Genomic DNA, 25,699 nt, shown 5'->3' on the forward strand with positions numbered 1-25,699 from the left:
CCTTCTATTCGTTACAATTAGATAACTGCTTCCGTTTTGAAATTCCAGTCACGTACATCAACAAAGTGACCTTTAACCGCCGCTGCGGCTGCCATTGCTGGAGATACCAGATGCGTACGTCCTCCGCGTCCTTGACGTCCTTCAAAGTTACGGTTGGATGTCGAAGCACAACGTTGACCTGGTTTCAATACGTCGGGGTTCATCGCAAGACACATACTGCATCCTGCATCACGCCATTCGAAGCCAGCTTCTGTGAAGATTTTATCAAGTCCTTCTTTTTCAGCCTGGATTTTGACACGTCCTGATCCGGGAACGACAATTGCCGTAACATTACTGGAAACCGTGTGGCCTTTGGCTACTTGTGCAGCCGCACGCAAATCCTCGATCCGTCCATTAGTACAAGAACCGATGAACACATAATCCACTGGAATTTCGGAGATTGGTGTTCCAGGTGTAAGACCCATATATTCAAGCGCTTTTTCTGCCGCTTTACGTTCATTTTCAGTAGGTAATTCCGCAGGAACAGGTACTTTGGAAGAAATGTCAGTTCCCATACCTGGGCTAGTGCCCCAAGTTACTTGTGGAATCAATGACTCTACATCGATTTCAACTACGCGATCAAACTCAGCACCTTCATCAGTCACAAGCTCTTTCCAAGCTGCAACAGCTTCATCGAATTTTGCATCTGCAGGCACATATTCACGTCCACGCAGATATTCAAATGTTGTTTCGTCTGGAGCGATCATACCTGCTCTTGCGCCACCTTCGATGGACATGTTGCAGACCGTCATACGCTCTTCCATACTCAGTTCACGAATAGATTCTCCTGTGTATTCGATAACGTATCCAGTTGCAAAGTCAGTACCATATTTAGCGATTACTGCGAGGATCATATCCTTCGCCGTTACACCTGGGTTGCGTTTACCAACAAAACGAACTTCCATCGTTTTAGCTTTGGCTTGTTGCAAACATTGCGTTGCCATAACGTGCTCTACTTCACTTGTTCCGATCCCGAAGGCAAGTGCACCAAACGCACCGTGGGTTGAGGTGTGGCTATCACCACAGACAATCGTTTTACCTGGATGAGTCAGACCCAATTCAGGACCCATAACGTGTACGACACCTTGATCAATCGTGTCCAAGTCATATAGCTTAACGCCGAAATCACGGCAGTTCTGCGACAACGTATCAATTTGTTGTTTGGAGATTGGATCAGTAATGTTGAAACGATCTTTCGTTGGTACGTTGTGATCCATTGTTGCAAATGTCAGTTCAGGACGACGAACTTTACGACCGCTCAAACGCAAACCTTCAAATGCTTGTGGAGAAGTTACTTCGTGTACAAGGTGCAGATCGATATAAAGAATGCTTGGCTTGCCTTCTTCCTGATGAATTACGTGGTTTTCCCAAATTTTCTCAAACATCGTTTTTTTACTCATCATTTTCACCTCATTATAAGTTCGTTCCTTGGAAGAGCCTCTTGTTTCGTTCACATCAGTGAAGCTCTTGAATGACATAAATATATCACTCGTCCATTCATTGTTCCAAGATATAATATCTATAGATGTAATAGGATTAACCTATAACGAGGAAAAACCAAATAAACCACTGCTCTCAGCAGAGGTTTTAATTGATAACAATTATCATTATCATAACCCTATACTACGTTTCTAAACGGATTGTGTCAATGTATTTTAGCAAAAAAGGATTAAACGACTTGAGGGTGATATAATAGTGGCAATGATGAAAGGAATGACCAATGACGATGGAATTTAGACAGCTCCAATATACGTTGCAGATTGCGGCAGAACGGAATTTTTCACGTGCAGCAGAGAAGCTACATATCGCACAACCTTCGTTAAGCCAGCAATTATCCAAATTAGAAAAAGAATTGGGCGTGCTCCTTTTTCAACGAAATACGAGCACAGTGGAATTGACCCATGCTGGTGTTACCTTTGTTGAACAGGCTCAGAAAATCGTAGATGCGGTTGAGCTGCTCAGACAGGAAATGTCAGACATTTCGCAACTTCGTAAAGGCAAAGTCGTTGTAGGCAGTATGCCAATTACCGGCTCTCATCTACTACCTCATGTTCTGCCTGCATTTCAACAAACCTATCCTGAGATTGAAGTAACGTTGCTGGAGGACTCGGGTCTTACGCTAGAGAAACTAACGGCAAGCGGCAAAGCCGATCTTAGCTTGTTATCCCTTCCGCTACAAGAACCAAGTTTATCCTATGTTGTGATCGGTGAGGAACGAATTGACTTGGCCGTACCTCCAACGCACCCATTAGCACAGCGAGGTGATCCTGCCAACCCTATTCCCGTAAGGATGGAGGAGCTTCGTGAAGAGTCTTTTGTTGTCCTGAAGAAAGGACAAGGTTTCCGCAAACTAACCTTTGACCTCTGTGAACAGGCTGGTTTCGATCCCAATGTCGTGTTCGAGAGCAATAATATTGAAACCGTACAATCCTTAGTAGCTACAGGCATGGGTATTACTCTGGTTCCGCGCTTTATCGCACGAGCACCTCGCAGTGAATTTGTACCGGTGTATGTGCCTCTGGCTGAGCCTGTACCGAGCCGTACTTTAGTTGTTGCGTATCGTCAGGGACGAGTATTATCCAAAGCAGCTGAAGCCTTTATCCACACCTTCAAGCAGACGGTTGCGAAACTGTCTGAAGGTGACCATTAGACATATACTAATCTAGGTATAGTGCTGTGTAGACTGATGCTTAAACTCAAGACAAATAAAAGGGAAGACCCGCGGGTCTTCCCTTTTATTTCATACAGCGCTTGCCTATTACAGCAAGGCATTCTTCAACTTATTCGAGCGTGTTGCACTGTTCGAGCACAATGTTTCACACGTTTATTGTTTAATCATCTAAGTTAACGTAGAAACGTACATAGGTCGTTTCGATCTGACAGTTTATTTACGTAAATTACGATCACTCGTCAGCCTGTTCTGCTGATTCACCAGACGTCCTTCATCTGGCGTTCCTTGTTCAGGGGGTGATAGCCCTCCTGCACCATTCTCTAAGAATTGTCTTAAGTGATCTACCCTTGTGTTATCCTGTTCCAGTCTCCTGAGCGTATCTTTCACATGGTTGTCCATTGATTGATCATCCTCCTTGGTGACGGGATAGTTATCATTACCCGTCCACTGAGAGGATAAACACTTATTCTCAATATTTTATTTATTTTTATTTATTTTTCACCAAAGTAAAGCCCCGGTCTCCGATCCTCAAATACCGGAATACGTCCACGAACCTCATCCACCAAGGAAGGACGAATCATTCCCGTTACGATCTCCTCCCCTTCTCCGCCCTCAGCTACAATCTCCCCCCAAGGGTCGATAACGAGAGAATGCCCGAAGAATTCCGTGTCCCCTCCCAGTCCTACACGATTACAAGCGATCACATACATCTGATTCTCGATGGCTCTGGCCGTCAGAAGTGTGCGCCAGTGATGCAGGCGAGGTTTTGGCCATTCAGCTGGTACAATCAGAGCTTTAGCCCCATTCAGAGCTAATGTCCGCGCAAGTTCCGGAAAGCGAATATCATAACAGATGGAAGCCCCTGCCGTAAGACCATTTTCCAATTCGAAAATTTCCGGCTCTGCGCCAGGCTGCAAATACTTTTCTTCATCCATTAATCGGAATAAATGCAGTTTATCGTAACGTGTTACCTCACGACCTTCCCGATCATAGGCATACATCGTATTGTAAATTTGGTTATTGCGTTTCTCAGCAATGGAGCCACCAACAATCGAGATTTGATGCTTTTTGGCAAAAGCAGATAACCATGCTCGCGAATGTTCCCCCTCAGGGTCAGCCAGCTCATGAATTTGCTCCAAGGCGTAACCTGTATTCCACATCTCGGGCAATACAGCCAAGCCCAGATCAGGATATTGTTTCACTGCCCGCTCAAGCAATGATTGCATATGTTGATGATTAGCCTCAGGATCTCCCAATTGAATATCAGCTTGTATCAAGGCTACTCGCATTTCTCCTTGTTGTTGTGTCATGACCAGCGCTCCTCCGAAATGTAATATTGGATATCATAGCTTGATCATCCTGACGTCTGCAAGTGCACTTTTAGAGGTTGTTCCAAAAGTCCGCTTTTGACTACCTATCAGAACGCCGACCTAACAGTTCTGGCAGCAAGCTCAATAAATTCATGCGGGTAAGTGCATCACCCAAGTTCCATATCGTTTCTTCAAGCAGATATACGTGACCCTTTTTCACTGCGTTCAGCCCTTGCCAAGCAGCACTATGCATTAAAGCTTCCGTCGCCTGCCTTGCAATGGGATCTTCAGGTAACATAAGAAAAACACGGTCTCCAGCATATTGGTGCAACGCCTCAGCAGCAATTTCTTTATAGGCTCTACCTGCGGCCAACGCTTCCTGTACTTTTGCAACTGGCTTGAAGCCCAGGGGATGATATAACATTGGAGCAAGTCCAATGTTACCCATCACGAATAATCGCACACCGCGGTGATAGACAAAGACAGAAGCGGTTTCCCCTGGTTGAATGAATGCCTGGAGCTTTTGCCACATTTTCATCTCATCTTCGGTATACGTCAACCACCATTGCTCTGCCTCAGCATATTTACCAAACCAACTTCCGATCATGTGAATACGATCGAATAGCGTCGCATGAGAGTTATACGCAAGTGTCGGTGCAATCCGGGAGAATTGTTCAAATTGCTGATCATCGCTGCTGTCAAAAATGATTAAGTCTGGCTTCATCTCCACGGTTTCTTCCACATTAATCGGCTGCACCGCATCATATGCTCGTTGATTCAGTATCGGAAGATCCATGATCAGCATATCACCTGCCGATTCCCCGTAATACATAATGCGTTCAGGAACAGCTGGAATATTCACATCATGAGAAGAGAAGTCTTGAACAAGTGTCTGACGCTGAAGAGATCGGTCATATTGGCGAGGAGCGAAACCCGTGGATTGGCGAAAACGTCTGCTGAAATAGTATTCATCCTTAAAACCAACCCTACTTGCAATATCTCTCAGTGGTTCATCGGATTTGCCTAGCCATTCTTTGGCGATTTGGATTCGCACATGATTCACATAATCCAGTGGCTTACGCCCTGTGAGCTGTCTAAATAACGTCGTGTATTGAGCAGGCCGCAGCCCGGCCAGCTTTGCAAGTTTTTGTACAGTGATCTCCTCAGCGTAATGCTCGTCCACATACTTTATCGTGCTGTTTACTTTTCCTTCTGGACTCAGTTCCGTCTCCAATGAAGTATATCTGGTGATCATCATCCCCATCAGCTTCTGAAATTGCACATTCAACCCAGCATATTCGCTGTCTGTACGATAGTCACGCATAGGAAGCATGGATTCTAGAATCCCGCTCAACTGAGCGTATGCATAACCCCCCAGTTTGTTACGATGCTCAAATAATGAACGCGTATATAATTCTGGATCATCTGTTAACACATGAAATACATCATACTCAACCGCCACATAATGTAGAGCTTGCTTATCATCATGTTCAATCTGATAACTCTCGCCTGGAGCCAGGGGATAGATCTTGCCGGATGAAAATACATACTGCTTGTGACCTATATACAGACGTCCCGTACCTTCCTCACAAATCAAAAATGTATGTTTTCGGCAATCCTTCTCCAGCATCCTTTGTTCAGGCTGCTCCTTACGCTGCTCTATACTACCAAACCGGAACATAAATGCCGAAAAGAACAACGTGCCCTCAACCTGCTTCGACACAGGCATTGGGTTCACCTCATCATTTATATACATAGTTCATTCACCTATATTGAGAATAATTATCACTTCGTTATACTTTTGATTATATCGTAGGTATGCCCACGAATCCAGAAAATCGCATGAATCCATACAACAAAAAGAACATATCAACAAAAATGTTGAATGTTCTTCATGTGTGAGTGGTCACAACTAATGATTTAGCAGTATTTTCGTACTTTGATATGAAATTGAAATTAGAGCTATTTCCGTATCTTATGGCGTGATCTGTTTAGGAAGTTCTTCCAAAAGCCACTCTCTAGATACCGCATCACTTGAAGCTTTGACAATATCAAATTGGTACACGTGACCTGCTTTTACCGCAGGAAGGTTCTTCCATACTGAGCTATCAAGCAGTTCTTTGGTTGATTGTTTCGCTTCCTCTGGTACAGGATTTAGAATAAAGATTCGGTCACCTGCGATTTCTGGCAGTTTCTCTGTTGAAATCTCAGCGAAGCCTAACCCTTCATCCAATACTTTCTGAATTTCTGCTGTGGGCTTCATTCCACCTGATCCATACAACAATTGAGGCAATCCTGCACCCGCCATGACGAACAAGCGATTGCCCGGATACATCGTGAACACCGACGCGGTCTCATCGGCTTCTAATCCATTCTCGTGAAGTTGCTGCCACATCGCTTCTGTCGCTTGCTGATGGGCTGTGATCCACGCTTCAGCTTCTTCCTTTTTATTCAACATATCACCTAATGTACGCATTCTATCTTCAATCGTTGCAAACGAATCAAATGTCACTGTTGGCGCTACCTTAGAGATTGACTCATACTGGTTCTCATCACTGTTGGAGAAAATAATTAGATCCGGGTTAAGCGATAGAGACTTCTCTACGCTGATCGGGAATCCCACGTCCTCAGCTTCTGTGACTTGATCATCATACACGGTTCCTTCTTGCCGAAGTATACCTACGGGCACGACGCCGAGTGCTAGAAGATCTCCCGTAACCTCACCATGGTAAATCACTCGTTTAGGTGATACTGGAATTTCTACCTCATGGCCTGTCCAATCTTTAAATATCCGAGTTTGAGCTTCTTCGTTACTAGCTGAAGTCGCTGCTTGATCATTCTCTGTTGTTGTACCGGACTGTGCCTCACTGGCTGTGCTAGACTGTTCTGTAGAATTGGCTGTAGAAGTCGATGCCTCGTTGCCACAAGCAAGTAGAAGCATGGATAGCCACGTTAGTGTCAGTAAAACTGCCGTATTTCGTATACCTTTTTTCATTCCCATTTCTCCCCCTAGATCTGTTCATGTACTTTATTTCTCTGTAAAAGAAAAATCGATCTTATTAATGATATTGATTATCATTATCGAGTTGTATCATAAAACAAATCATCGTTTATGCTCAATGGACAAACGTAATTTTCTACTTTTCGTTTTGTACAAAAACCCGAAACATCCACGTGGTTAGGAACATCAGTGCTCTTTTCCCTCTATACAGCTCGGGATTGACGTGATAAATTAATGAATACTTATTTCCATTTTTAAATAACCGGAGTGATGATACTAATGACGAATTCACAGCACAATTCAGGTCGTTCAGCCTTTACGATACCTACATCTGATGTAATGACACAGTTGCCTACACAGTTCTTCGCAAGTCTTGTGCAGAATGTGAATCGCGAAATCAACGCTGGACATGATGTCATTAATCTTGGACAAGGCAATCCCGATACACCAACGCCACCTCATATCGTAAAAACGTTGCAGGAATCGGCTGAAAACCCGCTCTATCACAAATACTCACCATTCAGTGGATATGCCTTCTTGAAGGAAGCGATTGCGAAGCGATATAAAGAAGATTACAATGTCGATCTTGATCCAGACACAGAAGTTGCTATTCTATTTGGTGGCAAAACGGGTCTCGTTCAATTACCGCAAGTGTTACTTAATCCGGGTGACGTATGTTTGGTTCCAGATCCGGGATACCCCGATTATTGGTCTGGTGTAGCTCTTGCCAAAGCACATATGCATTTTATGCCACTGCTGGAGTCCAATGCTTTTTTGCCTGACTACGAAGCAATCTCGGCTGAGGACAGAGCGAAGGCTAAGCTAATGTATCTGAACTATCCGAACAACCCGACATCTGCCACAGCTCCTCTTTCTTTCTATGAAGATACGGTGGAATTTGCTGTTCAGAATCAGATTGTTGTAGCTAGTGACTTTGCCTATGGTGCAATCGGATACGACGGACACCGCCCTGTGAGCTTCCTCCAAGCACCAGGTGCTAAGGAAGTCGGAATTGAATTCTACACCCTATCCAAAACGTATAATATGGCTGGATGGCGTGTAGGTTTCGCCCTTGGGAATGCGGACATTATCTCGAAAATCAATCTATTGCAGGATCACATTTATGTCAGTCTGTTCGGCGGTATTCAATCGGCTGCAGCAGCAGCATTGACCTCCTCTCAGCAATGTGTCACCGATCTAGTGGCACGGTATGAATCTCGTCGCAATGCGTTTTATGGTGCACTTGAGCATATCGGTTGGCAGGCTGCCAAGCCAAGTGGTTCATTCTTCAGTTGGCTGCCTGTGCCTGAGGGTTTCACGTCTTCTACTTTTGCCGACCTACTCCTACGAGAAGCCAAGGTCGCTGTAGCTCCTGGAATTGGCTTCGGTACGCATGGCGAAGGTTATGTTCGTGCTGGGCTATTGAGTGATGAGACACGGTTACGAGAAGCTGTAGAGCGCATTGGTAAGCTTAACTTATTTAAGTAATAATCGTACCTTTTATCGTTTGTCTTGAGATCAATTGATTTTCAGTCCGAGAAGATGGAACACAGCTAGAAATGGGAAGCATTATAGGCTGTATATCTCTTTGCATCTGGGGAGTTTCCATGGTATGTTATAGAGAAATATTGAACGAAACGTGATGACGGGACCAGTACGAGAGGAACAAGACACGCACAGAGAGTAAATTCCATGAGGCTGCAAGAATTTACCGTGACTTCTCTCCGAAACCTACCCCTGAGCGGCCTGTTTTTATATATGCGTGTTCAAAATATAGTTTTCACTATCGATTAGATGGGATGAAACTGGTGAATTTTTTGAACAAACATGATATGAACAGGACAGTGCCTTCTGTTACAGGGCATGAAGCCGGATGATACACTCATCAATAAAGGTGGTACCGCGGAAGTAACAAACTTTCGTCCTTTTTATAACAAAAAGGGCGGGAGTTTTTTTTGTACCTGTATAGATTTTCCTTTCAGAGCTTGTTCAAAATTCGCATTGCATGACGAAGTATGGCTGAGAGTTCACCAGCTTCTGATCGTACTGGATACGATACTTTTTGAACATTGTTCTGTAACGAATCATTCATTATGTTTAAGGAAGTGAAAGCATGTCCTCACGTATAGTTGTTAAGATTGGTAGTAGCTCGCTTACTACGGAAGAAGGCGGACTCGACCGCGACTCCATTGCTTTTTTTGCTGGAGAAATTGCTGCGTTGATGCAAAATGGTCATGAAGTGCTACTCGTCACATCCGGCGCTGTTGCCGCAGGATTCCGAGAGATCGGATACGTGCACCGCCCTAAATTGCTCCATGAGAAACAAGCAGCGGCGGCTGTTGGGCAGGCATTGCTGATGCAAGCATATCAACAGGCTTTTGCGGCGCACCGCGTTACTACGGCACAAATCCTTCTGACTCGAACCGATTTTCATAGCAGAAAACGGATGGGTAACGCGGGTATGACCGTCGAGGAATTGCTGAAACAAGGTGTTATTCCGATCTTTAATGAGAATGATACGGTATCTGTCGATGAGCTCAAATTTGGAGATAATGATCTATTGTCTGCTCTGGTCGCGAATCTAGTGAAGGCGCAACACTTGGTTATTCTGACGGATACCAACGGCCTCTACACCGCAGATCCACGCAAAGATCCTTCTGCTACGCGATACGATCGGATTACAGAAATAACAGCCGAGATTTATGCCTATGCAGGAGGTTCCGGATCATCTGTGGGTACCGGGGGTATGCGCTCTAAGGTGGATGCAGCCAAAGTAGCAACACGTGGAGGCGTACCTGTCTTTGTTGGCCGTGTGAATGAGCCTGGTGATATGCTCCAAGCTGTGGAGGGCACAGGTAAAGGAACCTATTTCGAAACCAAGCTTGCTGCTCTATCCCGTAAGAAACAATGGCTTGGCTTCATGTCTACCCCGCTTGGAACCGTCGTTGTAGACGCTGGTGCAGAGGAAGCTCTCGTGCATGGCGGACATAGTCTTCTCCCCGTCGGTGTTCGGCGGGTGCTTGGCACCTTTCATGCCGGTGATGTCGTCGAAGTCCTTGGACCCGATGATACACTGCTTGGCCGTGGGATTGTAAATTACGATGATGACCAACTGCGACTTATCGCAGGACTACCTAGTGGTGAGGTTATCAAAACATTAAATAGCATTCATCGACTTGAGGTTATCCATCGGGATGAATGGATTACTTTGAAATAAGGCTGGGCAACAGCCTTAGGTTGATTTATTTTTCATACGAATCAGAGAAAATGGGAGGAATACAACAATGAGTGAAGTGAGACAAAAAGCCATTCAGGCACAAGCCGCAGTTCCACAATTGAACCGACTGACAACAGATCAGAAAAATAAAGCTCTCCTTGCCATGGCAGATGCTCTCCTAGAGAAGTCAGATATCATTATTACTGCAAATGGTGAAGATCTGGAGCGCGGTAGACAACAAGGAACGCCAGAATCTATGCTTGACCGGTTAGCGTTAAATCAAGAACGAATTGCGGGAATCGCAGAGGGACTTCGTCAGATCGTGGATCTGCCTGACCCTGTGGGTGAAGTTCTTGAAACCTTTACGCGTCCAGATGGTTTGCACATTCAGAAGTTAAGAGTACCGATCGGGCTCATTGGTATTATCTATGAAGCACGACCTAATGTGACAGTAGATGCTGCAGGGTTATGCCTCAAGACTGGCAATGCAGTTCTACTGCGCGGCGGATCATCTGCCCTCTCCTCCAATCGCAAAATTGTTGAGGTATTACATGAGGCATTGGCAAAGACAGATTTACCTCCAGACGCCCTACAGCTTGTGGAAGATGCTAATCGTTCGTCTGTGGACGAGATGCTTAAACTGAATGGACTGCTGGATGTCATTATTCCCCGCGGCGGAGCTTCGCTCATTCAAAATGTAGTTGCGAATGCGACAGTACCAGTCATTGAAACGGGTGCAGGCATCTGCCATACATATGTGGATGAATCTGCCGATCCGGTAATGGCAGCAGAGATTGCGATTAATGCCAAAGCGCAACGTCCATCCGTATGTAACTCTATGGAAACTCTATTAGTACACGCTGCTTTCGCAGAGCAACATCTCGCAAATATTGCGGAAAAATTCCGTGAGCTAAACGTGCTATTAAAAGGTTGCGATGCTGTGCGACGTATTGTCCCTTCTGCCCAGCTGGTTAGCGAAGAAGACTATGCGACAGAGTATAACGACTACATTTTGAATATCCGTGTTGTATCCGGCCTGGAGGAAGCCATGCAGCACATTGCTCAATACGGCACCAAGCATTCCGAATGTATCGTCACGGCGAATACAGAAAACGCTGAGCGTTTCTTGCATGATGTTGATGCAGCAGCCGTGTATCATAATGCTTCTACCCGTTTCACAGACGGCTTCGAGTTTGGTTATGGAGCCGAAATAGGCATCAGTACTCAAAAGTTACATGCACGTGGTCCAATGGGATTACCTGCACTTACTTCAACCAAGTATCGCATTACTGGCGATGGTCAGATCCGTCAATAAGTTCGCAGTTTAGTTATTTAGGAGGACGATAATCATGAGTCAAGAACAACAGACGTTATTACAACAGAAAATCACTTTCCACGGAGCAGGTGCGATGGCCGAAGCAATCGTACGCGGATTAATCTCCCGCCTTGTCGTAAGTCCACAGGATATTACGATGCTGAACCGCAGCAACCAGAAACGTCAGGAGGAACTCAGCAGCCGTTACGCGGTTCATACCGGAACTGCGGCACAATCCCAGGAGATTCTCTCGGGTTCTCCCGTTATTGTATTGGCCATGAAACCAAAGGATGCCGCTGCTGCTCTGCGGGAATTAGGTCCTCTTTTATCACCAGATCAACTGATCGTATCCGTCATTGCGGGATTATCTATACGTACGATGCAAACGCTGCTTGGTCGTAAACAGCCTATCGCTCGTACAATGCCAAATACATCAAGTACCATTGGACTTGGCGCTACAGGCCTTGCCTTCTCGGCCGAAATAACAGACGAGCAGCGTAGCACGGTTATGACCATGTTTGAAGCTGTCGGGATCGTTACCATTGTGCCTGAAGATAAGTTGGAGATTCTTACAGGGATTTCGGGAAGCGGGCCGGCTTATGTATACTATCTAATGGAGGCTATGATCGCTGCAGGTATTCGAGGCGGCTTATCCAGCCAGCAGTCACGTGATCTAACCGTTCAGACGGTGCTTGGTGCCTCTCGAATGGTTCAGCAGACCGGACTGGAGCCAATGAAGCTTCGCAGTGATGTTACGTCTCCTGGAGGTGCAACTCAAGCTGCACTGAAGAAGCTCGACGAAGGCGACTTCTTTGAAAATGTAATTGCAGCCGTTAACCGTTGTGCTGAGCGCTCACGGGAAATGGGGGCTGCTTTGGAAGGAGATTTTAAATGAATAACATGTGTACTGCTACATATCGTTTGCATGACGATCATGCCGATTTTCGTAAAAAAGCGGAATCCATTGCCATTGGTATGACTGTTGGCAGCTGGACTGAGTTACCACAGGCCAAACGCGAAGCGATGCAGAAGCATTTAGGAGAAGTTATTAAGGTTGAGGTGCATGAGGCTGACGGTATGTCTCCTGGTGAGCGTTATGCTGATATCACAATTGGATATCCAGATGTGAACTTCAGCCGAGATATTCCGGCTCTGCTTGTTACCGTATTTGGTAAAATTTCGATGGATGGGCGCATTAAGCTTACACAGCTTGGCTTCTCAGACAATTTCCTGAGCGCATTCCCTGGTCCTAAATTTGGACTAAACGGTGTTCGTGATCTGCTTGGTGTACATGATCGTCCGCTGTTAATGAGTATTTTCAAATCCGTTATCGGACTAGATGCAGATGAACTGCGTGAGCAGTTTATCCGTCAAGCGCTCGGTGGCGTTGATCTCATCAAAGATGATGAAATTCTGTTTGAGAACAAACTAACTCCGATTGAAAAAAGAGTCGAGGTTTGTATGAAAGCAGCCGAGCAGGCTCGTCAAGAAACGGGAAAGAAACTGCTATATGCAGCGAATCTGACCGGTTCGACCTCACAACTGAAGAAACAGGCTGAGCGTGCCATTAACGCCGGAGCTAACGCCTTGTTATTCAACGTATTAGCGTACGGATATGACGTTCTACACGAGCTTAGCAGCGACCCTGATATCAATGTGCCAATTATGGCTCATCCAGCCCTTGCTGGCGCGGTGTATCCATCTCCACATTACGGTATCTCCGCTTCCGTCTTACTTGGCCAACTGATGCGACTTGCGGGTGCAGACATCGTCTTGTTCCCATCTCCATACGGCTCAGTAACGATGCCAAAAGAAGAGAATATGGCGATTACTGAACAATTGCTGTCGACAGAACTTCCTGTGCGTGCAAGTATGCCTGTTCCTTCAGCAGGAATACATCCTGGCCTTGTACCGCTGATTCTGCGGGATTTCGGTACCGATGTGATTGTAAATGCTGGCGGAGGCATTCATGGACATCCTATGGGCACTGAGGCTGGTGGACGTGCATTCTTGCAGGCAATCGAGGCATCGCAGCGTTCGATTCCTCTGGCACAACATGCATTGGAGCATCCGGAACTCAAAAGCGCATTGGATCTGTGGGGTGGTGAACGATGAGAAGTGATAAACAAACCGTCATTTTCTGTGATTTTGATGGAACCATTACGCTTTCGGACAATATCGTTGCCATTATGAAAAAATTCAATCCTCCTGGTATTGAGGCTATTATGAAAGATACCATTGAACAAAAAATAACATTACGTGAAGGCGTTGGGGCAATGTTCGCCCTCCTGCCCTCCTCACAAAAAAATGAGATTGTGGAATTTGTGCTTGGACAAGCCGGTATTCGTGAAGGCTTCAGCGAATTCCTAGAATTTGTTCGCCGTGAAGGCATTGAATTCAATGTGACCAGCGGAGGCATGGACTTTTTCATCGAACCTTTGCTCGCACCATTCGATATCCCGCAGGATCATGTGTATTGTAACGGAGCAGATTTTACGGGCGAAACCATTCGGATTGAATGGCCGCATCCTTGCCAGCCTCCTTGCGAGAATGGCTGCGGTATGTGCAAAACTACGGTCATCCGTACCTTCCCAGCAGATCAATATAATCGAATTCTGATTGGCGATAGCCTTACTGATTTTGAAGGTGCCAAAATTGCTGACCTGGTCTATTCCCGTTCTATTTTGACGGATAAATGTATTGAACTTGGTGTCGATCATGTGCCATTCACTACCTTTTACGATATCATCGAAGATATGAAACAGAAGCAAACACAAGGAGTGCTGTAAAGATGGGTTTTGAGAAAATTACTTTGGAACACAAACGTCAAGTTCTCGAAGAACTAGCGGATGTTAAAGCACTGTTTGCCAGCCGTAACTGGTTCCCAGGTACAAGTGGAAACTTGTCCATGCGTGTTGGTGATTTTGATCCAGAACAGTTTTATTTTGCAGTAACAGCTTCCGGTAAAGATAAATCTCTGCGCACGCCAGAAGATTTCCTGTTCGTGGACAAGCAAGGTAAAGCGATTGAAACAACTAACCTGAAGCCCAGTGCAGAAACGCTAATCCACTGCGAAATCTACCGCTTAACAGGTTGCGGCGCGGTATTCCACGTACATACCGTGTATAACAATCTAATTAGTGAATTCTTCGGCGCTGATGGCCAAGTGCCAATCCAAGGAATCGAATTGATCAAAGCATTCAACATTTGGGAGGAAAATGCGGAGATTCGTGTACCGATTCTGCCTAACTTTGCTGATATTCCTTCAATCGCTGAATTGGTTCCAGATGTGCTTGATGCCAAAGTACCGGGTATCTTGCTGCGTAATCACGGTATTTATGCATGGGGTAAAGATGCTTTTGAAGCCAAAAGACATCTGGAGGCCTTCGAATTTTTGTTCGAAGTAATGTATCGTCAGCTATTGCTTAAAGGGGCTACATCGTAATTAATATGTGATATTGATTACGCTATATAGATTGAACGAATCATTTTCACACTGACCACTATAATGACACAACAACATTCCGATCACTGTTATCCCCAGATTTCTTTGATCCCAATGACAAAGGGGAACATCCGTGGATAGCTTATGCTTCCGATGTAGCTTTCTTGGAGAAAGCTTTCAGACGAACGCTTCGCTTCAAAAAACATAAAACACGCCGATGTTCCCATGAGGAACTATGGCGTGTTTTTGATTTAGGATCGATCTTCACGATCTTTGAACAAAAATAGACTGTCGAGTTCATCGTCGGGATTTTTGCTATTCCCACTCTTGATCGGACGTTGCTTCCCAAAGAGCAGCTTCAACCCTCCAACGATAAGTAATAACGAGACGATCATCGTATTCAGGTAGGATCGAATCTCGTACGTCAAGAATACGTTGGGGAACATCTCACTAAGTTGCGGAATAATAAGACGAATCGCTAAGTAGTACAAGCCTAGTGCTGCAATTCCGAATCCAATCAGTCGTTGATGGCGCGCCCAATCCTTGAAGATGGGATGATCCTCTAACGGTTCCCGCCCATACCGGCTTGAGCATTGAAGACCGTCAAAGAAGCTATAGAACCAGATGAGTGGAATCATAAATAAAAATACGGATAAACGAAGCAAATCTAGAATGTATATACTGCCCAGGAACAAAAACATGAGCTGCATACCTCTTTTTTGTAAACCTAAGTAGAGATGCCCAGCGCCTGGGAATGCTGACAACAGCGTTGCTAGCATTCTGCTACGTCGCCCATTTACTCTTCCCATTTCCAACTCTTCAAACAGTGTGCGGTCTTGTATTACCTCACCTGCTTGCTTGCGATGAATATGCTGTACCGCATCAAACATACAGTACACCCAAATGACAGGTAGAATGAGCAGGAACATTAAGAAGTTCTCTTCATTCGTAATAGAGGCTACAAAAACCATCATTGCAAAGGATCCAAAGAAAGCAATTAAGAACGATAGTCCTCGGTGCAACAGCCCCATATGAAGATGTCCAAGTCCAGGTATAAATGAAAGGAGTATCGTGAAGAATCGTTCACCTTCAGTACCTTTGCGATACATCGGATTACCGTATGCCCCTTCAGGACGATCATATCCTTCATAGACGTGATCTCCATGGCTTTCGTTCGGCTCAAGCGAATCTACCCTTCGGTCATGAAAAGAGTCACTCACTCGGCCGTAAGGCGCCCTATATCCTTTATACTGTTCTTCTCGATAGCTTGTCGAACTTAATAGCACGATAATCATATCAAGCATGCTGATCCCCCAGAAGAATACGGATGCCACAGCACCAAAGATCACCAAATCCTGTTCCGACAATACAATACCCAACATGAAGAACCCTACAAGTGTTCCAAAAAAGAGAAGCGGGTAGACGACTGCCCGAATAGGTCTTCTCCAATATAAGAATCCAAGCCCAGGGATCATATTTAGTAGAAATGCGAGTAATTTATTACGATCTGATTGCACAAACGTCATCCTTTCTTTTCAGGCAATACGAACTTATTTATGGTTTCGGTTTGAAGTTATCCAGCCACGACGTAGCTGCCTCCGTCCATTTCTCTGTAAATGATCCGCCAGACTCACCATCCTGAAGATGATAAGGAGCTACCTTATCAAACAACCCCGATGATAGGAAAATCAGCGTCAGGCAGGCTGCCACAGCGTAATGAAATACTTTATGTTCAAGCCAGCGATAACGACGCGAACGTGGTAGAGGCAGGACATTGGACGGTTGCATTTGATTAATCTGATGCATGATCGAGTCGGCAAAGCCCGTTGGATCACTCAAGGAAGGCAATTCTCCATGAACATCGAGAGCTTCTAGATAATTGTGCATTTCGTCTGGATTGTCTATAAGTGCTTGTTCCATATACAGTGATTGGTTGGGAGGGATTCGACCTTCTATATATTCGGACCATTCCTGAACGGTATATACACCTGATTTATTCACGCCACTCATCCTCCTTCCAATGATTTCGTATCCACTGCCGTGCACGATATAATCGGGACTCTACTGTTTTTACAGCCACTTGGGCATCGTGGGCAATTTGCTCATAATTTTTCTCTTTTAAATAATATGCCGTGATGATATCACGATGCTGAGCAGGCAACTGGCTAATTCGTGCTCGTAGAGCTTCCTTACGTTCTTCCCGAATCAGTCTTGTAAGAACATCTTCTTCTCGTCCAGGTAAGTGATGGATTCTCTCTTCTCCACCTAAATCTTCATTGCTTCGTCTGCCGAGCTTACGCTTGGCATCAATTGCTTTGTGAAACGCAATGCGGGTAAGCCATGTTTTGAAGCCTTCGGATCGGTAATCAGGGAGAGATTTGTACATCTGTATGAACGCTTCCTGAGCTGCATCCTGAGCTTCTTGATCGTTTCGTAGTACCGAGTAAGCCACGTGGTACACATGCTGGCTATACTTATCGATCAACAAGCGAACCTGGGATGTGTCTCCTTCACGGATTTGTTCAATTATGCGCGCTTCATCAATAACTCTCCCCTCCTCTCCATTACATTAGACGACAAAGCTTCACTCTGCCCCTGCATATTATTTTATTTTTTATTCACATAGTTGCCTTTCGCCTGAAAAGCGGAATTTCCATCCTGAATCATATCACAATCAAAACCACCCGTATAACGGGTGGTTTGCTCTGCGGCTGAAAGCCTTTGTTACTGGCCAGCCCTAAAAGGGCGTTGAAGGATTCGCCAACCGCACTACTTTTTCGGCCACCCTTAAAAGGGTTCTCTATTTCTTCTTCTTTCGTTGCTCCTTTGTTTCTTCGCCTGTAAATGGATCGATGTACTCCGCCATGGTTATTTGTTCTGCGACGATGTCTTCCTGCAATTGATTTTGGATATATTCCTGTATCACTTTCTTGTTCCTTCCGACCGTATCTACATAAAATCCTTTACACCAGAACTTCCGATTTCCATATCGATACTTTAGACTAGCATGTCTGTCAAAGATCATTAGGCTGCTCTTTCCCTTTAAATATCCTATAAATGCTGACACACTAAGTTTTGGTGGGATACTCACCAACATGTGAATATGGTCTTTACACGCTTCCGCTTCAATAATCTCTACATTTTTTCGCTCACATAATTGTCTCAATATCTTTCCGATGTCTTGTTTCAATTTTCCGTAAATCACTTGTCTTCTGTACTTTGGAGCAAACACGATATGATACTTACAATTCCATTTTGTATGTGCTAAACTGTTCACATCAGATGACATCTGTATTCCTCCTATTGTCGATAAATTCGGTTGGCGAACCAAATTTATTGTAACATTAGGAGGAATTTTTTTTGATACATCGCTGAAAGCTCCCCTGAACCATACGCATAGCGTATGGTTTTCTTTTCACAACAATAAAAAGACAGGCACAGAATAACATCTGGCCTGTCTGATTGTCTGAATAGAGATACTTCTATATGTTGAATTAACGACCACCACTGCGAAAACGTTGCGTATACGCTTTGGCGTCTTGAACCGTCTTCACTCGATTACGACTCCATTCAAGCAAGATTCGATCAATGTATCGGAAATGTACTTTGCCTGCAAACACAGCCTCTTTCAGCGCCATCAGAATTAATTCTTCTTGATACCGATCCTGATCGAGCCAACCGGAGATCGTTTCACATTCCATAGGTGAAAGTGGACGTCCGAATTCTTTTTCAAAGATGGAAAACATATTACGCTCTTCCTCTTCTATTTGAACACTGTTCGAATTCGAACGCGCGTTATTGTCCAGCTGTTGTTTCTGTAGAGCAGCAACATCCTCAGCCACACAAGTCGCTAATCGTGCAAACAGCCCATGCAGGTCATAACGTTCGTACTGAATATCTCGTTCCTCATCTCGATGTTCATCAATGGCAACATATCCATCCTTCATCAAGCGTTGCAGCATTCTTGCAATGCCTTCTGGGGCTAGTCCCATACGACCACCGAGCTCTTCCAAGGTAGGAAACTCATTGAATTCTGCCTGTTGAAAGCCCAGAAGTTGAACGAGCAAGAGCACCTCTGCATCGGATAGACCTAACTGATGATAATAGCGCAGTAATGCATAAGGAAGCTGCGCTGTTCCCGATGTCATCCCATAAGCCGCTCCATTGATCCATGCTTTGGAGCCGGTATCTTCCATAGACTCACGGTTAAGCATTAAGGATACAAACGATAGAGCATACGAGGGAATGCAATCGTTTCACGTACATGATCCAATCCACAGATCCAAGCTACCGTCCGCTCCAATCCCAGACCGAAACCAGAATGAGGTACCGATCCGTATTTACGCAAATCCAAGTACCATTGATATGCTTCATCCGAAAGCTGGTGCTCATCAAAGCGTTGTTTCATCAGTTCTGGATCATCAATCCGTTGCGAACCTCCGATGATCTCTCCATAACCTTCTGGTGCAATCATATCTGCACAAAGGACAACTTCAGGTCGATTCGGGTCAGGCTTCATGTAGAATGCTTTGATACCTGCTGGGTAGTGTGTGATGAAGACCGGTGTATCATACTTCTCAGCAATCGCTGTTTCGTGTGGTGCACCGAAGTCCTCTCCCCAAGGAATATCGAAGCCTTGTCCATTCAGGAACTCAATCGCCTCATCATATGTGATGCGTGGGAATGGTGCGACAATGCCTTCAAGCTTGCTAACATCACGTCCAATTGATTCGAGCTCTGCACGGCAGTTCTTCACCACGGATTGTACAACATGAGCAATGAACTTCTCTTGTACTCGTAAGCTCTCTTCATGATCTACAAACGCCATTTCCGGCTCAATCATCCAAAATTCAATCAAGTGACGACGCGTTTTGGATTTTTCTGCGCGGAACGTAGGCCCAAAGGAATACACCTTACCAAGTGCCATCGCTGCTGCTTCCATGTACAACTGTCCACTTTGAGTCAGATATGCATCTTCGTCAAAATACTTAATGTGGAACAAATTCGTAGTACCCTCTGCAGAGGATGGTGTCAGAATTGGTGGATCAACCTGTGTGAATCCGTTACCATCAAAAAACTGCTGAACAGCGCGGATGATCTCTGCACGAATCACCATAACTGCACGTTGTTTAGTCGAACGCAACCACAGATGACGATGATCCATCAAGAAGTCAACACCGTGCTCTTTAGGCGTAATTGGATAGTTCTCCGTGAGATGAATAATTTCGACATCGGTAACTGTCATTTCGTAGCCGGAGTTACTGCGCGGCTCTTCACGAATAATACCTGTAACATATAGCGAGCTCTCTTGGGTAAGACTCTTTGCTGCATTCCAGATCTCTTCGCTTACTTCACTTTTTACGACAACCCCTTGAATATATCCGGTTCCATCACGCAGTTGCAAAAATTGAATTTTGCCGCTGGAACGTTTGTTGTTAATCCAGGCGCCGATCTTTACGGTCTCGCCTACATGTTCATTCACGTTACGAATTACACACTCCGTGCTCATGCCCATATCTCTCCCTTAGTGCTGAATTTGAAAATGCAGCGGGCAGGCTTATGCCTGTCCCCTGCACTTCCTTGTCATGCTATATTCACTTTACAATTAGATTACTGAGAATTCAATACGATTCGGTGTGTATCTCTTGCAATCACCAATTCTTCGTTCGTTGGCACAACAAGAACATCCACTTTGGAATTGCTAGTTGTGATGCGGCGTGGTTCGCCGGAACGGATAGCATTCAAAGCTTCGTCTAGTTCAACACCTAGGTATGTCAGTTGCTCACATACTTTTTGGCGCAGAACAACGGAGTTCTCACCTACACCTGCTGTAAAGACGATTACGTCTACACCGTTCATTGCTGCTGCATATGAACCAATGTATTTACGCAGACGATATTCGTACATCTCGAAAGCCAGTGTGGAGTTAGCATCGCCATTCTCCATACCTTCTGTAATCTCCCGCATGTCACTGCTAATCCCAGAGATCGCCAGCAATCCACTGTGTTTGTTCAGCATGGAGTTTACTTCACTTACGCTCAGTTCTTCCTTGTTCATTACATAAGGTACGATCGCTGGATCAAGGTCACCACTACGTGTTCCCATCATCAATCCTTCGAGCGGCGTCATACCCATGGACGTATCTACAGAAAGACCACCTTTAACTGCTGTTACACTACCACCGTTACCTACGTGACAAGTGATAATTTTCAGGTCTTCTAACGGACGATCCAGATATTCTGCTGCTGCTTTACTTACATAGTCATGGGAAGTACCGTGCGCTCCGTAGCGACGAACTTTATATTTTTTGTAAAGTACACGCGGAATTGCATACAGATAAGCTTTCTCAGGCATGGTTTGATGGAATGCTGTATCAAAGACCATAACTTGAGGAACGCCTGGCATATTCAATTCAGCCGCACGAATACCCATCATCGCTGCAGGGTTATGAAGCGGCGCGAGGTCGAACAGACGGCGAATCTCAGCTTTCGCTGCATCATCAACCAATGCGGATTCTTTAAATGCTTCACCACCGTGAACAACACGATGTCCAACAGCTTGAATTTCATCTACAGAACCCAACACTCCGTTTTCTTTGTCTGTCAGCATATCGATAACTTTACGAATCGCAGTCGTATGCTCCAGAATTTCGCTAACTTCTGTCACGTCTTCGCGACCAGTTGGTTTGTGCGTGAGAATGGAGGAGTCCATCCCGATCCGCTCTACAAGACCTTTTGCGAGTACGGACTCGTCTGTCATATTATACAATTGATATTTAAGCGAGGAGCTCCCCGCGTTGATTACTAATACTTTCACAGTCTGTCACCATCCTTGTCGTACTTGAAGAATCCTTCGCCCGCTTTGACACCCAGGTGTCCTGCACGTACCATTTTCTTCAGGACAGTCGAAGGACGATATTTCAATTCCCCGAATTCACGGAACATTCTTTCGAGTGCTGCTTCAACGGAATCAAGTCCGAAACGGTCAGCCATCTCAAGTGGGCCATGCTGGAAGTTGTATCCAATACGCATTGCGTCATCAATGTCCTCAGCAGAAGCAACACCTTCTTGCAATACATGAAGTGCTTCATTGATCAGAAGGCAGATCAAACGGGATGTAACGAATCCTGGGGATTCATAAATCATAACGCCTTTTTTATCTACTACTTCTTCAACAAAACGTCTAGTCTCATCAAATGTGGAATCCGACGTCTTCAAGCCACGAATAATTTCAACAAGATCAACCCGGGATACCGGGTGAATAAAGTGCATACCAATAACACGCTCTGGGTACTTGGTCGAGCTTGCAAGCTCGGTCAAACTCAGCGTGGATGTATTACTTGCAAGAATAACATTACTTGGGCAAACTTGATCCAGTTGGCTAAACACTGCTTTTTTAGCTTCCAGATCTTCCGAAATCGTCTCAATGACCATATCGCAAGAACCCAGCTCTGCCAAATGAGCAACTTTGTTGATTCGGGAGAGGATCAGTTTCTTCTCTGCCTTCGTAATTGCCCATTTCTCTAGTTGTTTATCCAAGTTGGTCTCGATCATATTATAGGCATAATCAAGCTTCTCCGTTGTATGCTCCACCAGAAGCACATCAAGTCCTTTGGCTGCGAGCATTTGGGAAATACCTTGCCCCATCGTACCGCCGCCGACAACTCCTATTTTTTTAAAAAACATGGTTCTGTTCCATCCTTTCGGTTCTCTATTTCTCTATTGTACCCTGTTCGCCGAAAATTACAAATTTCGACCCAACATATAATAATATCTTAGCACGACTGAAATGTAAAAAAAAATAACCGACATAAATAAATTATGCCGGTAAAAGGGCGCTGTCACGAAATTGACAACGAAATTGCTCTCCAGACAACACTTCTTCTCTCATCAAGGTATCCAGAGAGTTGTCGAATATTGTCCGTTGCTCTTCAAGCAATCGTTTCGTTTGATTCATAAGCTCCTGCAAAATGACTTTATTCTCACGCATCAACTCTTCGGTAGTAACCATGTCCATATTCACAATACCGAGCGATGTCAGACCAGAAGCCATCATCGTCTGTACAACATTTGTCGCCTGTTCAAAGTCATTACGTGACCCCGTACTACGACCACCGTAATACATTTCCTCTGCAGCCGCACCACCAAGGGCAATCATAATCTGCTCTTCTAAGAAACGTTTGGTATATAAATACTGTTCTTGTTGTGGATTGTGACGAACATAACCAAGAGCCTGTCCACGGGGACTGAGCGCTACCTGACTAACACTACCAGGACGAACTAACTCCGCCATAATGGCATGTCCCAATTCGTGAATAGCTACCCGTTTCTTTTCTTCAACAGTGGACTCACGATCGGTCTTCTCGCCCATCATAACTTTGTCAATTGCCATCGACAGATGACGCTGTTCGATACTGGACAATCCATCTCTCATCGCATAAATCGCAGCTTCATTCATCACACTTTCAAGTTGTGCTCCAGAGAACCCATAAGACTCTTCAGCCGTCTTCTCAAGGCTTACATCCGTCATTATAGGCTTATTAACTGCATGCAGTTCCAAGATGTGCTTTCTACCCTTCTTATCAGGCATGTCCACCTGAATATGACGGTCAAAACGTCCCGGACGAGTCAATGCACTGTCTAACATTTCTTTACGGTTAGTTGCAGCAATCACTAAGATTCGAGGTGTTTCGGATGAATAGATTCCATCCATTTCAGTCAGAAGCTGGTTCAACGTTTGGTCGTATTCACGTTGTTGTCCACCTTCACGCTTACCACCAATGACATCAATCTCGTCGATAAAAATAATGGCATTTTCTTTATTTTCTTTCGTTGCACGTGTTCTTGCATCACGGAACAAATCACGAATTCTACCCGCACCGACGCCGACATACATTTCAACAAATTCACTACCTGATGCAGCGACAAACACGGAATCTGTATAGTGAGCGGCAGCTTTGGCCATTAAGGTTTTACCTGTTCCCGGAGGCCCTGTGAGCAATATACCTTTCAGCGGGCGAATCCCGAATTTTTGAATTTCTTCATGCCGGATAAGGAAATCGAGCGCTTCTCGTAGTTCTTGCTTGGCACTATCCTGACCACCAATTTCTTCAAATGTCAGCTTGGATGGCCCTTTTTTCTTCCGTTTGCGCTCCTGACTTGCTCCAACGGTAATACCACCACGCATCTGCATCATGAACAGCAATCCACCGACCAACAATACAGCAAACAAAATTGGGATGATATTTACACCCACAAAAGCAAGAAAGATAATTAGCACTGGAACAAATCCAATTACAACTTCTTTAGTCCACTTAGGCATTTGGCCACACTCCTATCTGTCCTGGCACACGTGGTAGAATAATAAACTTGCTTGCGTCTCCATCTCGCAGACTGACGTATACGTTGTTATCATCCATAGCGGTATTTACTTTAATTCCATTGGTAGCCATCTTAGACAGCGTTGGTGTGATCTCGGTATATTGTTTGTTTTCCATCGCTTGAGCTACGGTGAACATCGCATCACCCCACCAATTTTCTAATGCCTCGTTGGAGTGATCAATAACGTCAAGTTTAAGGCTACGATTGCCAATAAGAGTCTGTCCTTCTTTGTGAATATATTGAACTAGTCTCCCCAAATCGACATCTGGTTCAAGATCAAGTTTCATTTGCACGCTATTGCGGTTAATAGTTAAATGAACATCATTGACTCCATCATACTGGGTAATCATTTTTTCGATCGGATTCTGCATGGCCACTTGGCGATACACAAACCAACCTCCAAACAACAGGACGGCAGAAATGACGACAGTTAAAGCAATCGGTAATACTTTTAGCTTCAAATGAGTTTCCCTCCCAAATTTGGCCTATACTAAGCCTGTAGGCGTCAATAAATTTGCAATCCAAGTCCTGTTCGTAATTAAACAGGATTTATTTGTCTTGTTTATTCATCATGTAATGTTGAATACATATCTGAGTATATCACATCGTATATACAATTTCGAAGGCTAAAATATGAATAAATTATTAATTTTAACTATTCAAATCCAATAGAATGACAAAAACACCAAAGAACCGTGCAGTCTGCTATCATCTGCCGGTACTTTGGTGCTTTATGGTACTATACGAGTTAGACTTCATTACAAGGAAGTAATGTTGGCAACTGTACAGTAGCTAGCTATTTGGTAATGTGTAGACTAAATCTACCTGTTCCCCATTGCTAAATCGATAGAAACGATAATAATTGTGGGTATCGTCATTATAATACACTTGCCATACGTAGATTCCGTTCACGACACCAGGCATAATACGCTTTATTTCTCCACCCGGTACCTCTGAGCTAAATCGATTGCGAATCTGGGTTTCAGACATGCCATTCTGAACCAGTTCACTGTGCACTACATCAGAGCCTGTTACCGGCTTGTTTGTATTGTCGAACTTCACCCATACGAGAACATCCTGCTTGTCCTTATTTTTACCTAGAAAGGTCCAATAGATGTTGTCTGCGCCATCTTTACCACCCCAGACATATTTACGGATATCTTGAGTGAACGTAATGTCTTGCTGCTGTGCAGCTTCAATAGCCATAGCTTCTTCATTGCGCTGATCCTGAGTGACATAGACATAATAACGTTGAAGTCCAAACAGGAGCAGAACTAGAACCAGCAACGATATCCAGATCCACTTCTTTTTTCTCTTCAAA

General features: G+C 44.7%; 24 protein-coding genes. 8 read left to right on the plus strand and 16 right to left on the minus strand.

Annotation, left to right across the window (positions count from 1 at the left end; genetic code table 11):
- Window positions 1–17: 17 nt before the first annotated feature.
- Complete coding sequence (gene leuC / locus V6W81_RS18225; RefSeq protein WP_056696989.1) at window positions 18–1,439, minus strand: 3-isopropylmalate dehydratase large subunit; 1,422 nt, start codon at window positions 1,437–1,439, stop codon at window positions 18–20.
- Window positions 1,440–1,765: 326 nt separating this feature from the next.
- Here leuC and V6W81_RS18230 point away from each other — a divergent pair, with 326 nt between their 5' ends.
- Window positions 1,766–2,689, plus strand: coding sequence for a LysR family transcriptional regulator (locus V6W81_RS18230; protein WP_145047427.1), 924 nt, complete (start codon window positions 1,766–1,768; stop codon window positions 2,687–2,689).
- Between the two features lie 234 nt (window positions 2,690–2,923).
- On the opposite strand, the gene V6W81_RS18235 is transcribed toward V6W81_RS18230, so the two are convergent.
- From V6W81_RS18235 to V6W81_RS18250, 4 genes are all read right to left on the minus strand, one after another.
- Window positions 2,924–3,109, minus strand: a complete 186-nt coding sequence (locus V6W81_RS18235; RefSeq protein WP_145047428.1) for a hypothetical protein — start codon at window positions 3,107–3,109, stop codon at window positions 2,924–2,926.
- Between the two features lie 92 nt (window positions 3,110–3,201).
- Complete coding sequence (locus V6W81_RS18240; RefSeq protein WP_338540000.1) at window positions 3,202–4,020, minus strand: carbon-nitrogen family hydrolase; 819 nt, start codon at window positions 4,018–4,020, stop codon at window positions 3,202–3,204.
- A 100-nt stretch (window positions 4,021–4,120) separates the two neighbouring features.
- Window positions 4,121–5,776: an AraC family transcriptional regulator gene (locus V6W81_RS18245; protein ID WP_338540001.1), complete on the minus strand. Its 1,656-nt coding sequence runs from the start codon at window positions 5,774–5,776 to the stop codon at window positions 4,121–4,123.
- A gap of 219 nt (window positions 5,777–5,995) precedes the next feature.
- A complete protein-coding gene (locus tag V6W81_RS18250) occupies window positions 5,996–7,015 on the minus strand; it encodes an ABC transporter substrate-binding protein (protein WP_338540002.1) in 1,020 nt (339 codons plus the stop codon).
- A gap of 285 nt (window positions 7,016–7,300) precedes the next feature.
- On the opposite strand from V6W81_RS18250, the gene V6W81_RS18255 reads away from it, so the two are divergent.
- The 7 genes from V6W81_RS18255 to V6W81_RS18285 all read left to right on the plus strand — a co-directional run bounded on the left by V6W81_RS18255 (window position 7,301) and on the right by V6W81_RS18285 (window position 14,998).
- Complete coding sequence (locus V6W81_RS18255) at window positions 7,301–8,509, plus strand: pyridoxal phosphate-dependent aminotransferase (protein ID WP_338540003.1); 1,209 nt, start codon at window positions 7,301–7,303, stop codon at window positions 8,507–8,509.
- Window positions 8,510–9,134: 625 nt separating this feature from the next.
- A complete protein-coding gene (proB, locus tag V6W81_RS18260; protein ID WP_338540004.1) occupies window positions 9,135–10,238 on the plus strand; it encodes a glutamate 5-kinase in 1,104 nt (367 codons plus the stop codon).
- A 67-nt stretch (window positions 10,239–10,305) separates the two neighbouring features.
- Window positions 10,306–11,553 carry a glutamate-5-semialdehyde dehydrogenase gene (locus tag V6W81_RS18265; RefSeq protein WP_338540005.1) on the plus strand — a complete coding sequence of 416 codons (1,248 nt, stop codon included), beginning with the start codon at window positions 10,306–10,308 and terminating at the stop codon, window positions 11,551–11,553.
- 34 nt (window positions 11,554–11,587) lie between these two features.
- The gene (gene proC, locus V6W81_RS18270) at window positions 11,588–12,448 is read left to right on the plus strand and encodes a pyrroline-5-carboxylate reductase (RefSeq protein WP_338540006.1); all 861 of its coding nucleotides are present in this window, start codon (window positions 11,588–11,590) and stop codon (window positions 12,446–12,448) included.
- Entirely contained in the window at window positions 12,445–13,668 is a 1,224-nt protein-coding gene (locus V6W81_RS18275) for a 2,3-diketo-5-methylthiopentyl-1-phosphate enolase (RefSeq protein ID WP_338540007.1), read from the plus strand. Before proC ends, V6W81_RS18275 begins: the two co-directional genes overlap by 4 nt.
- Window positions 13,665–14,342 (plus strand): 2-hydroxy-3-keto-5-methylthiopentenyl-1-phosphate phosphatase, encoded by a 678-nt coding sequence (locus V6W81_RS18280; RefSeq protein ID WP_056696815.1) that lies wholly within the window; start codon window positions 13,665–13,667, stop codon window positions 14,340–14,342. The genes V6W81_RS18275 and V6W81_RS18280 overlap by 4 nt, the downstream gene beginning before the upstream one ends.
- Window positions 14,343–14,344: 2 nt before the next feature.
- Window positions 14,345–14,998, plus strand: a complete 654-nt coding sequence (locus V6W81_RS18285) for a methylthioribulose 1-phosphate dehydratase (protein ID WP_056696813.1) — start codon at window positions 14,345–14,347, stop codon at window positions 14,996–14,998.
- A gap of 251 nt (window positions 14,999–15,249) precedes the next feature.
- Here V6W81_RS18285 and V6W81_RS18290 read toward each other — a convergent pair whose 3' ends face one another.
- The 11 genes from V6W81_RS18290 to V6W81_RS18340 form a co-directional block, all read right to left on the minus strand.
- Entirely contained in the window at window positions 15,250–16,524 is a 1,275-nt protein-coding gene (locus tag V6W81_RS18290; protein ID WP_430700892.1) for a multi-tm2 domain protein, read from the minus strand.
- Window positions 16,525–16,552: 28 nt separating this feature from the next.
- The gene (locus tag V6W81_RS18295) at window positions 16,553–16,999 is read right to left on the minus strand and encodes a hypothetical protein (protein ID WP_338540009.1); all 447 of its coding nucleotides are present in this window, start codon (window positions 16,997–16,999) and stop codon (window positions 16,553–16,555) included.
- Window positions 16,992–17,486 carry an RNA polymerase sigma factor gene (locus tag V6W81_RS18300; RefSeq protein ID WP_260985357.1) on the minus strand — a complete coding sequence of 165 codons (495 nt, stop codon included), beginning with the start codon at window positions 17,484–17,486 and terminating at the stop codon, window positions 16,992–16,994. The genes V6W81_RS18295 and V6W81_RS18300 overlap by 8 nt, the downstream gene beginning before the upstream one ends.
- Window positions 17,487–17,798: 312 nt before the next feature.
- Window positions 17,799–18,287 (minus strand): IS200/IS605 family transposase, encoded by a 489-nt coding sequence (gene tnpA, locus V6W81_RS18305; RefSeq protein WP_090915317.1) that lies wholly within the window; start codon window positions 18,285–18,287, stop codon window positions 17,799–17,801.
- A 205-nt stretch (window positions 18,288–18,492) separates the two neighbouring features.
- A complete protein-coding gene (locus tag V6W81_RS18310; protein ID WP_145047439.1) occupies window positions 18,493–19,194 on the minus strand; it encodes a DnaD domain-containing protein in 702 nt (233 codons plus the stop codon).
- Window positions 19,195–19,211: 17 nt separating this feature from the next.
- Complete coding sequence (gene asnS, locus V6W81_RS18315; RefSeq protein WP_056696807.1) at window positions 19,212–20,507, minus strand: asparagine--tRNA ligase; 1,296 nt, start codon at window positions 20,505–20,507, stop codon at window positions 19,212–19,214.
- 101 nt (window positions 20,508–20,608) lie between these two features.
- Window positions 20,609–21,814: an acetate kinase gene (locus V6W81_RS18320; protein WP_145047440.1), complete on the minus strand. Its 1,206-nt coding sequence runs from the start codon at window positions 21,812–21,814 to the stop codon at window positions 20,609–20,611.
- Entirely contained in the window at window positions 21,811–22,683 is an 873-nt protein-coding gene (locus V6W81_RS18325; RefSeq protein WP_145047441.1) for a 3-hydroxyacyl-CoA dehydrogenase family protein, read from the minus strand. Before V6W81_RS18325 ends, V6W81_RS18320 begins: the two co-directional genes overlap by 4 nt.
- A gap of 133 nt (window positions 22,684–22,816) precedes the next feature.
- Window positions 22,817–24,319: an AAA family ATPase gene (locus V6W81_RS18330; protein ID WP_145047442.1), complete on the minus strand. Its 1,503-nt coding sequence runs from the start codon at window positions 24,317–24,319 to the stop codon at window positions 22,817–22,819.
- Window positions 24,312–24,839, minus strand: coding sequence for a hypothetical protein (locus tag V6W81_RS18335; protein ID WP_145047443.1), 528 nt, complete (start codon window positions 24,837–24,839; stop codon window positions 24,312–24,314). The genes V6W81_RS18330 and V6W81_RS18335 overlap by 8 nt, the downstream gene beginning before the upstream one ends.
- A 331-nt stretch (window positions 24,840–25,170) precedes the next feature.
- Entirely contained in the window at window positions 25,171–25,698 is a 528-nt protein-coding gene (locus V6W81_RS18340; protein ID WP_338540010.1) for a hypothetical protein, read from the minus strand.
- Window position 25,699: the final 1 nt, after the last annotated feature.

Source organism: Paenibacillus tundrae (assembly GCF_036884255.1).
In the GTDB taxonomy this organism is placed as follows: Bacteria; Bacillota; Bacilli; order Paenibacillales; family Paenibacillaceae; genus Paenibacillus.